This window comes from Catalinimonas locisalis (assembly GCF_038039535.1).
Taxonomy (GTDB): Bacteria; Bacteroidota; Bacteroidia; order Cytophagales; family Cyclobacteriaceae; genus Catalinimonas.
Map to the genome: position 1 here is coordinate 16,216 of NZ_JBBPHP010000009.1, position 11,849 is coordinate 28,064.

The following is an 11,849-nucleotide window of genomic DNA, read 5'->3' on the forward strand; positions in this document are numbered from 1 at the left end:
ATTTCATCAAACCATCAAGAAATCCTTAGTTTCATGATCAAAATTAAATCCCTGTGCGCTTTTCTGTGGACTGTTATCCCCCTTTATTTACTTACAGCCTGCGGTGAAGATAGTTTACAATTTGCCATTTCCTTTCCTGACTCATTGAGTGAAGAAGCCCTGGATGGCAGAATATTGCTACTGATCTCCGATAACAATGAGGCCGAACCTCGCTTTCAGATTAGTGATGGACCAGATACAAAGCTAGTTTTTGGAATAGATGTGAATGAGTTGAAAGCCGGGGATGAAGCAATCATTTCTGATACAGTTTTTGGTTATCCGCTGGAATCGCTCAATGAAATTCCTGCCGGAGAGTATTATGTTCAGGCTTTGCTGCACAAATACGAGACTTTCAACCTTTCCAATGGCCATACCGTTAAGTTGCCCATGGACCAGGGCGAGGGTCAGCAGTGGAACCGATCTCCCAGTAACTACTACAGCACCCCCCAAAAAGTATACATTGATCCAGCAGAAAAAGAAACCATACATATCAGCCTTGACAATGAAATTCCTCCTATTGAGGAACCTGAAGACACTGAATACATCAAGCACATCAAGATAGAGAGTGAGTTGCTCAGTGAGTTTTGGGGACGTCCTATGTATCTGGGTGCGCATGTGCTGCTCCCTGAAGGTTTTGAAGAGCACCCCAACGCCCATTATCCATTAGCCATATTTCATGGCCACTTTCCCTATACGTTTGAGGGCTTTCGTACCGAGCCTCCTGACCCAAACCTGGAACCGGATTATAGCGAACGTTTTGACCTGGAGGGCTATAATAAAATTCAGCAGCAGGAGGCCTATGACTTCTATAAAACTTGGACCGGACCGGATTTTCCCCGCATGATCATCATTGAGATACAACATCAGAATCCTTATTATGATGACAGCTATGCTGTAAACTCTGCTAACCTTGGTCCTTATGGGGATGCCATTACTTACGAACTTATACCCTACATTGAGCGGCAGTTCCGAGGTATCGGAGAAGGTTGGGCACGCTTTCTCTATGGCGGCTCCACCGGAGGCTGGGAAGCCCTGGCCGCGCAGGTGATGTACCCAGAAGAATATAACGGTTGTTTTGCTGCCTGCCCCGATCCTATTGACTTCAGAGCATATACGGTAGTGGATATCTACCAGGATTCTAATGCCTATTACCTACCCAGCAAATACAAAAAAACACTACGCCCCGGTCATCGCGACTATCTGGGGCATGTGAGTTCAACTTTGCAGGATATGAATTATAAAGAACTTGCACTTGGCACCAATAGTCGCTCAGGGCAGCAGTGGGATATCTGGCAGGCGGTTTATTCCCCTACTGGTCCGGATGGATACCCTAAACCAATCTGGGATAAGCGCAGCGGAAAAATTGATCATAGCGTAGCCGAGTACTGGAAAGAGAATTATGATCTGCGGCACATCCTGGAACGTGACTGGGATCAGCTTGGACCTGAGCTTGAAGGAAAAATTCATATCTACTGTGGTGATATGGACAATTACTACCTGAACAATGCAGTGATGCTGATGGAAGATTTTCTGGAAAATACTGAAAACCCATACTATGATGGTGAGGTAGCTTACGGTGATGGTGCCGAACACTGCTGGAATGGTGACCCGGAATTACCCAATGCTATATCACGGCTCCGGTATAATACCATGTATGTTCCAAAAATTCTTGAACGTATAGAGGAGTCTGCTCCTGAAGGCGCTGACCTAAGCAGCTGGAGATACTAACAAAACTCATAAAATAGCCGACTAAACGATTAGTCGGCTACTTAATTTAGAAAAACTTAACAACTACCTTATTTTTGAATGCTTTTCCATTCTCTTTTTATTAAAAACCTCATGCTCTTTATCTTGAGAAATTTTTGCATTTGGATTGTCAAACTCAAAAATTAAGAACTCATAGTCAATAATATCATTATCGTAATGGTAAGTCTCTTTCACAAATTCATTTAAAGAAGAAATACCTTTATAATCATAAAACATGATCTCTTCGTGTACAAAGTTATCTTTACTCTCGCTTAATAAAGAGTACCTATTGATAATTGCTTCAGGTATAGACATTTTTTTTGCTTCAACCTTTCCTTCACTAATATCTGAATCAATATACCAATAAACATTTTTTAATTCAGTATCTGTTCTATATCTATACCTCCAAAGATTACTACAAAAATCTCCTTCAAAGTTCACTTGCGATGAAAAAGATTCCATACTGTTATCGGTTATTTCATAACTTACTTCTGGAATAGTAAGTATTTCATCTGGCTTTGCCAGTTCAGTTTTGTAATAAAAGTAGTTATCATTTCTTATGGAGATTCCATATCTATAGCCTTCAAATGTTTCCCCTGGTACATACATTGAAAGAGAAGATAGATTTCCAGAAAAAGAGTTCCGCATCACTTCATATACTTCTGAATTTTTGTAACGGCCTCTTATGTTATAAAAAACTGAGCTGTTAGGAGGAAGAGTAATATTTTGCCATAAATTCATAGGAATAAAATCTTCATTAATCAAATTATATTCTTTTTCTGATTCAATTTCTGGAATCCAATGATATCTGGGAACAGTATTGTCAGTATAATTATGAATATACGTCAACACCCTAGCAGGCTCTTTGGCAATCTTATAAATGTTATTTCTGATAATACTATCACTATCATTGTAAATTCTATTAAATGTAATATGTGATATATTATGTGTAGCTGTACCAACCCTTTCTTCTTGACTATTGGAAAAATTTATAGTCGCTGTACCAATACTATCTTTACTATTTTGGTTTCCTTTAAGTGTCCAGCTTTCAGGATATAGGTTTTGCATTTGCAAAATGTCAATTGCTTCATTCTCAGTATCATACATATTTCTACTGATGACCATTACATTGATTTTATCTTCTAAATAATCATCAGGTCTAGCAAAAACATATTCCTCACTATTTTCAATCATAATGGTTTCTAGCACTTCACCTTCATGAGTCCCAACTACTATCCATTCTTCTTCATTGCTCTCCAAATAATTATCTCCTACACTCACTTTAAGCAATGAATTAAAAATCTCAATATCCTGGCTGGCTTCCGTTTGATTTCCTCCTCCATCATAGGCAAGAACTTTAAGCTCATACATCCCATCTTCATACTGTTTGCTATTAAAATCAAGCTCATATGGAGCTTCGGTATCTTCTCCTAATAATTCATCATCTAAGTAAAACTCTACTTTTGAAACAAGGTGATCATCGGTTACATCTGCCTTTACTGACACACCCAGCCAAAGCTTAGTATCTAGCATAGGTGAAGTAATGCTAATATCAGGTGCCACGGTATCCTGTATTTCTTCTTCACAAGAGGCCACAAAGCATGAAAGCGCTAATGCATAATAGCCCATCCAGTTCCTTTTAATCATCTTTAATCGTTTATGGAGGTATAAAATATAAGCGGCTAAAATTAACACTATGAGAAAGAGTAATTTGTCTCTTATTAAGTGTATGCTACCTGTGTAATATATGAGAAGCTCATGCGCAAATCGGATAATCAAGATAAGCTCAACATAAAGGTTTTCTAACCTCTTTTAGCATGATAACAGCAAATATCCATTGAGTAGCTTTTGCAGAAGTTTTTACTGGAGCTAAAAAAATTCTACTTCATACGAGGTTTTCAGTGCCGCTATAGAAACAAAGTAATGCCCTTTCTGGATATACATAAAAGCCGTTCTAATGAAATTTCAATTTTTTAAACTGAGTTGTGTAATTGTATTTTTACTATTATTGACTTTAACTTCCTGTACCGAAGATGAGGAAAACCCGGTGCTACAGTTGGAACTCCCAGCTTTTGATAGAATTAATGTTGCCCAGAATATTATTGTCAATATTCGTTCAGGCGAGCAAAGAGTGGAACTTAGCGGCCTGGGACCTCTTGAAGGCGTTGAAGTAACAGTGGTAGATGAAGAGCTGAATATTTATAATCCTGATGAGGCTATCGTGAATGATGTGGTAGCTGACATTTGGGTGCCAGAACTTGTACAGCTCATTTGCCGAGAAAACAGCATCACTTATTTTCCTGAAAATTTTAGTAGTAATAGTGACGAGCTTACCATATTGAGCAGAAATTCTGCTATCATAAAGGCGGAACAAAGCTTTACTTACGATTCAGTTTATTTTGGCTTGCGCGATGCCGCGACCCTTGAAATTGCTGATCTTCAAAGCAGAGAAACATCTGCTGATTTACGTAACAATACCCGCGGCAATATTCAGGGATTTACTGAGCGCTTTAGCTTAGTGATGAACGATGGCGCGCAATTTAATCTTGACTTTCCTGATCCCACTATTGAGTTTATTGAACCTCTTGAGGCCCAACAGGTCATGGTTACTGCCCGAAATGGTGCATATGCCTGGGTTTTCCCTACCAGTACACTGGATGTTACTGTAAGCGATGGAAGTATCGTCTATTACAAAGGCGAACCGTCCATCATCAATCAGAGCTTAAGTGGTGATGGGCAGTTGATAGAAAAAGACCAATAAACAACTATTCTGTTCACAGACTCTGGTTCTTTTGGGCGATTTCTGCCAGTCGGCTCTCTATTTCCTCACGATTTAGCCAGCGTCCACGCACCATGACTCCTTCAGGATTTTTGATAGCCTCCAGACTTTCCAGCGGATTTGCGTTGATTAAGATCAGGTCTGCGCTGGCTCCTTCTGTAACTTCACCAAACTGACCTTCCATACCGAAAAATACTGCCGGATTGATGGTACCTATCTGTATGGCTTCCAGAGGTGTGAGTCCGGACTGAAGCATTCCATTAAGTTCGTGGTGAATGGAAAAACCAGGAACATTAAATACCTGGGGCGCATCAGAGCCCAGTAATAATCCCTGGCCATTTTCATGCAGCTGATGAATCATCTCATGGCGTATGGCATTGAACTCCTCCCACTGTTCGGCACTGTAGTCAGCTCCTCCTACTAATTGCGTTTTACTTTCTACCCAGTTGTCCAGCGTTGACTTGGGCATATATTGCATCTCGGGCGCTTCTGCCAGCATTTCGGCAGATTCGGGGGAAAACCAGCGGTCAAACAACGCCTGGGTAGGTACCACCCATACTTCATTTTCATTACTCATCTGTACCAGATCGTCTATCATGGAAGTGTCTGCCAGGCTGGTGAAATTGTAGCCAAAAAAACCATTTTCATCAGGCTGTACATTAGCACTTTCGGGAACTAAGCCTTCCAGAAAACCATCCACATGATCTACTGAGGCATAGCCGCTTTCCAGTGCCCTGCGGATTCCCACATCCACCGACACATGACCGGCAAATGGAATTCCTACCTCATTGGCAGTATTCACAATTTCATTAAATACCTCTAATTTGATGCCGGGATGAAGCTTCAGGAAATCATAACCTGCTTCTTTAGCGCTTTGTACTTTTTCCCTGGCCTGCTCTACAGTCTGCACTGTGTTGCCATTGAAAGAAGGACTGGAAGTAAATATCCGCGGACTTAGAATTGCATTATTCTTTGCCTGCTCCCTGAGTTCCAGATGGATAGGGTGCCCCAACATTCCCCGGATGGTCGTTACCCCATTGGAGAGGTATAAAAAAAGAGTCTGGTCAATCAGCTCCCTGCTTTGAGGTGGTGAAGGGATATGGGCATGCATCTCAGCCAGGCCAGGCATCAGATATTTTCCACTGCCGTCAATTATCTCTACACCTTCCGGCCACTCTGCTTCCTGCGCAAGTATCTGACTGATCCTCCCCGAGTCAATTACTACAAATTGCCCTTCATCAATGCTGCCTTCGCGAACATCCACTACATTTACATTACTAATGACTGTGGAAGTGTTGCTGATATTGGTACTTTCTTGGGCAGCTTCCTGGGCAGTACAGGCAATGATGGGTAAGAAAAGCAAAAATAGATATTTCATAGGTGGTTGGTTTTTGACTGGAGACTGATAGATGAATTTAATAATTTTAGCAGATAAAAAGCTGAATACGACCTACTACATGAACATTACTATTCTATCAGGCCCAGCTTTTTGGCTCGCTGCTCCCACTTTTGGCGGGCATAGCTTTGCAGATCGGATATGGAATCTGTTTCATCCATAATCTCCAATCCGAAGAGCGTTTCAATGACATCTTCCAGCGTGACAAGCCCCATCAGCCCTCCGTATTCATCAACCACTACTGCAAGGTGCTCTCGCTTTTCATTCAGTGTTTCAAATACTTTGCGCAGCGGTGTATGATTCCAGATCATGCTCACCTCTCTGCTGATATTCTTCAACAACTCATCCGATTTGCCATCCACCAGGTTGGATAAGAGATCATCCTTCAGCAAGATTCCTGTCACCGTATCTTTACCCTCATCAAACAAAGGAATACGCGAAAAATTCATAGGCTGATTGTTTTGATAATAATGCATCAGCGTCTGGTTCTCTTCCGCCATCACCATCACTGTTCGGGGTGTCATCACATCTTCAGCGGTCAATTCGTCAAATTGCAGGATATTTTTGATCAGTTTATAGTCACCTTCGTCAAAAGCACCGCTATCATTGGCTACCTCAGTCATGGCAGCAAAATCCTGCCGGCTGAATACACTCTTGTCTTTGTCCTTTTTCAGAATTTTGGTGAGTTGATTACTCAACCATACAAAAGGGGTAAGAACCCACATGAGCACTCTCAGTGCACGTGCAGTTAATGGGGCAAGACTTTTCCAGTTGTTGGCCCCAATGGTCTTAGGAATGATTTCCGAAAGGAATAAGATTGCCAGGGTCATGAGGGTCGCAATCAGCGATTCATAAGTCATCTCAAAACCTAACACATTAAAATAGCTGGAACCGTATAGTTTGCCAGCCTGTGCTCCTACCCCAATGGCCCCGACTGTATGGGCGAAGGTGTTGAGGGTAAGAATTGCAGATAAGGGCTTATCAATATCTTCTTTGAGAGAAGCCAGTAATTTTCCGGTAGCGGGTGCCTCCTGCTCTTTTCTTTTGATGTAAGATGGGGTCACACTGAGTAAGACTGCTTCCCAAACGGAGCATAAAAATGAAAAGAAGATTGACAGCAGAAAAAATCCAATAAGTATGGTCATGCCAAAAGGTAATATTTTTTTATATAAATGTAGCTTTGCTGAGGAATGTTTTGCAAATCAACATTACAAAACATAGTAAGAGACTTGCCCTGAGTTTGACACCGATTAGCCTCCCTTCCTGCTTCGGAATGATTAAACAAAGCAGAAGAAAACCCGGTACTTGTAAAATTTGCCCAAAAGCAATATACTAGTACATAACAATAACCTATCACTATGAGTCACTACCTGCAAGAACTTGGCGTGCAGCCTGATACCCTCACTGCTGAAGAAAAAGCATTTCTGGATGACAACGGTTATCTCTCCTTGGGAAAACTTCTGTCTGATCAGCAACTGGATGACATCCGCAATGTTATTCAACGATTGATGGAAGCAGAAGGTGAACAGGCGGGATTTGAACTGGCTGAGTCTAAATACATACGTCACCCTAAAGAAGAAGGTGCCGAGCGACTTGCTGACCTGGTCAACAAAGACCCTCTGTTTGATATTTTCTATACTCACCCCAGGGTGTTGGCAGCTGTAGCACAGGTAGTAGGCAAGGAACTTAAACTTTCCTCATTAAACTATCGCGGTGCCCTGCCGGGTTATGGTCAGCAGAAGTTGCACGTAGACTGGCACGAAACCGTTGCTCCCGGCGATTTTAAAGTCTGTAATTCCATCTGGCTGCTTGATGATTTTTCTGCCGCTAATGGTGCTACCCGCTTAGTAGCCGGAACCCACAAGAATGGTAAGCTCCCTCAAGATGAACTGGAAGATCAGATGGCGACACATCCTGAGGAAATTGTCATTGAAGCTCCTGCCGGAACGGTGGTGATCTTCAATTCTCATACCTGGCATGGGGGCACCACCAATCGCACTGATAAAGTAAGACGGGCAGTACACAGTTATTACTGTCGCCGTGACCAGCCCCAGCAAATTGACCAGAGCCGCTACATCCTACCTGAAACCCGAGCCAGACTTAGTAAAGCGGCTATAGAAGTACTGGCGGTGTAAGCAAATCATTGTGTTTTGATAAGCATATTCTTAAGCTTTTGCACCCCCAAAGATATTTTGCTCCAGATAGGCATTCCTGAATTTGCCTTCCGGATCATATTCATTTGCCAGATTGATGAAGTCAGGCATCCTTTCATATAAGGATGCCAAACGATCGGCAGACATCCGAAAAACCTTGCCCCAGTGCGGACGGGCATCATAAGGCTGCAAAGCTTCCTCCAATGTAGGCAACAGTTGATGTAGCTTTTCTGTTTCCTGTTCCCAGGTAAAATGAAATGCTATACAATCTTGCTGGTAGCAGGGACTCATCCAATAGTTATCTGCGGCAATGCTGCGTATTTCGGAAATCATCAGTATAGGACCTACCTGATCTTTCAGTGCCTGTATGCTGCGAAAAGCCTCTACCGCATGCTGTTTGGGTACGAAGAATTCTGTTTGCAGCTCTTTACCACTGCTGGGTGTAAAGTTCATTCGGAAGTGCGGCATGCGCTCATACCAGGGACCGGCTACGCCCATCTGCTTGGTGCAGTTTTCAGCCGAGATCTCTATGATAGGATGTACATCTCTGTCGGCCAGCCTGGCGTCATAAAACACTGGCTCAGCCGTTCCCGAAGGCACATCTTCTACTTTGCGTTTGATCCATACCTGATTGACCGTATTACTCTGCCAGTCGGTAAACAGACTCACACTGTAACCGGAAGCCATGATCTCATCAAAGTTTTCATGCAATTGTGCTACCGGCAGAGAGAGGTAAATATCCTGCCGCATCTCAAAGGTGGGTTGAATATCCAGTCCCAATCTGGTGACTGCACCTAATGCACCCAGGTTGACTACCGCTCCGTTGAATTTATCGCCGTCCGCTGCACGTGATAGTTTGATCAGTTCTCCATCGGCTTTGATCATCTCTATAGTATTTACTGCCGTAGGCAGATTACCATTGTTTACGCCTGAACCGTGGGTAGCGGTAGCACTGGCTCCGGCTACTGAGATATGCGGTAAGGAGGCCAGATTGTGCAACGCATAGCCTCTTTCATCAAGATAGGGTGATAGTTCACCGTAGTTTACTCCTGCTTCAACATAGACTGTATTGGCATCTTCGTCAATGGTGATCTGCTTAAGCTGCTGCAATGACACCTGATTAGCCGTACTATCAGCGATGTCGTTGAAACAGTGCCGTGTGCCCAGAACTTTTACTTTGTCCAGGTCTCGGATGGTTTGCTGTAGTGCTTCTACATTTTGAGCTTCATAGAGTTTATCGGTGCTGTAGGTCAGGTTACCGGCCCAGTTTTTTCGTGCTTCCTGGCTCAATGCTGTTTGCTTTTGCTGTTCTGTGGTTGAATTACAAGAAATCATAGGCGTAAGTAAACCGCCAATAACAGTAGCGGAGGTGGTTTTAAGAAACTTTCTTTTTTCCATGATGCTAGGCGGTTGTATGGCGAAGTAGTGTTGTCTTTACTCCCAATATAGCTATTTGAATGGAAAATCAAGGAGTAAGAATATTGGAAAAGCATTTTGTACCTTCCTTGGTGTCTCCACCAATGCACAACATACACTTTATTCAACATCCATTCTCCGAAAGGTAAGATTGATCCTGGGCCGCTTTACCTTTTTGGTTTTGGGTAGTCTGTGCCACCAGTAGGTTTGGGTAGTGCCTTTCATCTCCAGCAGACTCCCATGTGCCAGTATGAGGAATACTGTTTGCTTACTGTCTTTGTGTTTGAAGGCAAATTTTCTTTCCGCACCCAGGCTGAGGGAGGCAATGCTACTATCTTTTGCAAGTGCCTTCTCATCATCGCTATGCCAGGCCATACCTTCTTCTCCATCATGGTACAGATTCAACAAGCAGGAATTATAGCTTACTCCACACTGCTTCTCTACCAGTTGTTTGAGTTGCAATAATTCTTCTGTCCAGGCCAATGCCTGCTTGGTGGCGTTGGAATAGGTGTAGGAATAATCCCCGTCGGCGTACCAGGCTACCTTTCGTTTGGTGATAATATGCTTGCCAAACATCACTGCCTCATCATGCTTCCAGGCAATGTGCTGCAACAGTTTTTCGTAATAACTATCCGCTTCCTCCGGGTCTAGCACATGCCCATAATAATATACTTCACCATCATAGGGCAGATGGTTTATCATTTCTTCCTGACTAAATAAATCCATTTTTCCACTCTTGATAAGCTGATTTCATACAATGCGCACAGGGCCGGTAGTCCTCCTGCTCCGCTTCTTCTCTACTGCTAAAAAATACACGATTCTCTTTCCGCAGGCGTTTACCACTTTTGCAGTGCAAACCGCCGAAGATTCTCAGTTTACGATTACCACTCCATTGAATCATTCCTGCTCTGATCATTTTTCTCACTTCCCTGTCACTCATTTCACTATGCCCCCACATCATTATTCATCCATAATATTCATTCTACATCCCTCATTCTTCATCCCTCATTAATCATCCTTCATTCATAAGCATCTGCTCAGCCTTTGCTACTTCCCAGCCGATCATCGCAGTTTTCCGCAGACTGCCCCAATGGTACTGACCAAACAATCCGCTGGATTGTATCACCCTGTGGCAGGGGATCAGGTAAGCTACTGGGTTATCACCAATGGCTGTACCTACCGCCCGCGATGCTTTGGGCCTGTCAATCTGATGGGCAATAGTTCCGTAGGTAGCCAACTGACCGCAGGGAATCCTGAGCAGCGTCTCCCACACCTTGAGTTGAAAAGCAGTGCCCTTCAGATGCAGTTTGATTTCATGGATTTTATTCCAGTCAGAGGTGAAGATGAGGCGCACATTTTCCAGTGCCTCATCTGATTGTTGCTGATAGTTTGCCGCAGGGAACTTGCTCTTCAGCTCTTGTAAAGCGAATGCTTCATCATCGGCAAAAGCCATATGGCATATTCCTTTGGGGGTAGAAGCAATCAAAATTTTGCCAAAAGGACTGTCGGCATAGTTGTAACTGATGGATAGGTTCTCTCCTCCGTTTTTATACTCTCCGGGGGTCATCCCTTCTATGCTGACAAAAAGATCATGCAATCTACCTGGGCTGGAAAGTCCGCTTTCATAGGAAGTATCCAAAAGAGAGGACTGCTGCTCTTTCAGTAGCTTTTTAGCGTACTCCAGGGTGATGTATTGCAAAAACTTCTTGGGGCTCACCCCCGCCCAATCGCTAAACATCCGCTGGAAGTGGAAAGGACTTAAATGTACCTGTTCAGCTACCTCTTCCAGCGATGGCTGATTTTTGAAGTTTTGTTGAATATACGCTAAGGCCTCGGCGATACGCTCAAAGTCCGTTGCTGCCTGTGTGTTCATCTTGTGCATGGGTTAGTAATAAAACAAAAGTAATACACATTACAGCAGTTCACCACCCGAAATTTGCTGAGATGAGGAAGTGAAATTTAATAAAACAGCATGATTTATATGCCTTGAAAGCATCTGAAGTAATCTAAAAGTCAAGGCAGCCTTGACTTGCCACTAAGTGATGCAAAAAAATGATGATTCCACCTTGCCCGGTCATTTTTACCTGGAAAAAATGACAAGTCACCCTGGAATTATTGGTGAGTAGCACAGAAAAATGATCGGGAAAGGTAGCACGGTCAATTTTTTCGCAAAAAAAACGACAGGGAAAGCATGACTTGCCATTTTTTTGCGGTTAGCATCCTCCATTCCTGCTGTATGAGCACTTATTTTAATCTAAAGCATTTACAATCCTGCTACCTTCACCATTCCTGTATACTTACCAAACCAAAAGCCCAATCT

General features: G+C 43.0%; 10 protein-coding genes. 3 read left to right on the forward strand and 7 right to left on the reverse strand.

The genetic code is table 11. The annotated features are described in order from the left end of the window. The first annotated feature begins 33 nt into the window (after positions 1 to 33). Positions 34 to 1,767 (forward strand): alpha/beta hydrolase, encoded by a 1,734-nt coding sequence (locus WJR50_RS13550; RefSeq protein ID WP_341293827.1) that lies wholly within the window; start codon positions 34 to 36, stop codon positions 1,765 to 1,767. A 63-nt stretch (positions 1,768 to 1,830) separates the two neighbouring features. Here WJR50_RS13550 and WJR50_RS13555 read toward each other — a convergent pair whose 3' ends face one another. Next, the gene (locus WJR50_RS13555) at positions 1,831 to 3,432 is read right to left on the reverse strand and encodes an Ig-like domain-containing protein (RefSeq protein ID WP_341293828.1); all 1,602 of its coding nucleotides are present in this window, start codon (positions 3,430 to 3,432) and stop codon (positions 1,831 to 1,833) included. A 310-nt stretch (positions 3,433 to 3,742) separates the two neighbouring features. On the opposite strand from WJR50_RS13555, the gene WJR50_RS13560 reads away from it, so the two are divergent. Further along, positions 3,743 to 4,546 (forward strand): GIN domain-containing protein, encoded by an 804-nt coding sequence (locus tag WJR50_RS13560; RefSeq protein ID WP_341293829.1) that lies wholly within the window; start codon positions 3,743 to 3,745, stop codon positions 4,544 to 4,546. 13 nt (positions 4,547 to 4,559) lie between these two features. Here the strand turns inward: WJR50_RS13560 and WJR50_RS13565 are convergent, their stop codons facing one another. Together WJR50_RS13565 and WJR50_RS13570 are read right to left on the reverse strand one after the other, a co-directional pair. Continuing rightward, the gene (locus tag WJR50_RS13565) at positions 4,560 to 5,942 is read right to left on the reverse strand and encodes an amidohydrolase family protein (protein ID WP_341293830.1); all 1,383 of its coding nucleotides are present in this window, start codon (positions 5,940 to 5,942) and stop codon (positions 4,560 to 4,562) included. Between the two features lie 89 nt (positions 5,943 to 6,031). Further along, positions 6,032 to 7,105, reverse strand: coding sequence for a CNNM domain-containing protein (locus WJR50_RS13570; RefSeq protein WP_341293831.1), 1,074 nt, complete (start codon positions 7,103 to 7,105; stop codon positions 6,032 to 6,034). Positions 7,106 to 7,318: 213 nt separating this feature from the next. Here WJR50_RS13570 and WJR50_RS13575 point away from each other — a divergent pair, with 213 nt between their 5' ends. After that, positions 7,319 to 8,095: a phytanoyl-CoA dioxygenase family protein gene (locus tag WJR50_RS13575; RefSeq protein WP_341293832.1), complete on the forward strand. Its 777-nt coding sequence runs from the start codon at positions 7,319 to 7,321 to the stop codon at positions 8,093 to 8,095. 30 nt (positions 8,096 to 8,125) lie between these two features. Here the strand turns inward: WJR50_RS13575 and WJR50_RS13580 are convergent, their stop codons facing one another. The 4 genes from WJR50_RS13580 to WJR50_RS13595 form a co-directional block, all read right to left on the reverse strand. Next, on the reverse strand, positions 8,126 to 9,511 hold the full coding sequence (locus WJR50_RS13580; protein ID WP_341293833.1) for a D-arabinono-1,4-lactone oxidase: 1,386 nt from the start codon (positions 9,509 to 9,511) through the stop codon (positions 8,126 to 8,128). A 138-nt stretch (positions 9,512 to 9,649) separates the two neighbouring features. Continuing rightward, positions 9,650 to 10,255: an alpha-ketoglutarate-dependent dioxygenase AlkB family protein gene (locus tag WJR50_RS13585; protein WP_341293834.1), complete on the reverse strand. Its 606-nt coding sequence runs from the start codon at positions 10,253 to 10,255 to the stop codon at positions 9,650 to 9,652. Beyond that, positions 10,242 to 10,469 (reverse strand): Ada metal-binding domain-containing protein, encoded by a 228-nt coding sequence (locus tag WJR50_RS13590; RefSeq protein WP_341293835.1) that lies wholly within the window; start codon positions 10,467 to 10,469, stop codon positions 10,242 to 10,244. Before WJR50_RS13590 ends, WJR50_RS13585 begins: the two co-directional genes overlap by 14 nt. 72 nt (positions 10,470 to 10,541) lie before the next feature. Next, positions 10,542 to 11,402 (reverse strand): methylated-DNA--[protein]-cysteine S-methyltransferase, encoded by an 861-nt coding sequence (locus tag WJR50_RS13595; protein WP_341293836.1) that lies wholly within the window; start codon positions 11,400 to 11,402, stop codon positions 10,542 to 10,544. Between the last annotated feature and the right edge of the window lie 447 nt (positions 11,403 to 11,849).

Bases quoted from the DNA above. Each gene is read 5' to 3' on its own strand.
- WJR50_RS13550 (WP_341293827.1), top strand. From the start codon at position 34: ATGATCAAAATTAAATCCCTGTGCGCTTTTCTGTGGACTGTTATCCCC.
- WJR50_RS13555 (WP_341293828.1), bottom strand. From the start codon at position 3,432: ATGATTAAAAGGAACTGGATGGGCTATTATGCATTAGCGCTTTCATGC.
- WJR50_RS13560 (WP_341293829.1), top strand. From the start codon at position 3,743: ATGAAATTTCAATTTTTTAAACTGAGTTGTGTAATTGTATTTTTACTA.
- WJR50_RS13565 (WP_341293830.1), bottom strand. From the start codon at position 5,942: ATGAAATATCTATTTTTGCTTTTCTTACCCATCATTGCCTGTACTGCC.
- WJR50_RS13570 (WP_341293831.1), bottom strand. From the start codon at position 7,105: ATGACCATACTTATTGGATTTTTTCTGCTGTCAATCTTCTTTTCATTT.
- WJR50_RS13575 (WP_341293832.1), top strand. From the start codon at position 7,319: ATGAGTCACTACCTGCAAGAACTTGGCGTGCAGCCTGATACCCTCACT.
- WJR50_RS13580 (WP_341293833.1), bottom strand. From the start codon at position 9,511: ATGGAAAAAAGAAAGTTTCTTAAAACCACCTCCGCTACTGTTATTGGC.
- WJR50_RS13585 (WP_341293834.1), bottom strand. From the start codon at position 10,255: ATGGATTTATTTAGTCAGGAAGAAATGATAAACCATCTGCCCTATGAT.
- WJR50_RS13590 (WP_341293835.1), bottom strand. From the start codon at position 10,469: ATGAGTGACAGGGAAGTGAGAAAAATGATCAGAGCAGGAATGATTCAA.
- WJR50_RS13595 (WP_341293836.1), bottom strand. From the start codon at position 11,402: ATGAACACACAGGCAGCAACGGACTTTGAGCGTATCGCCGAGGCCTTA.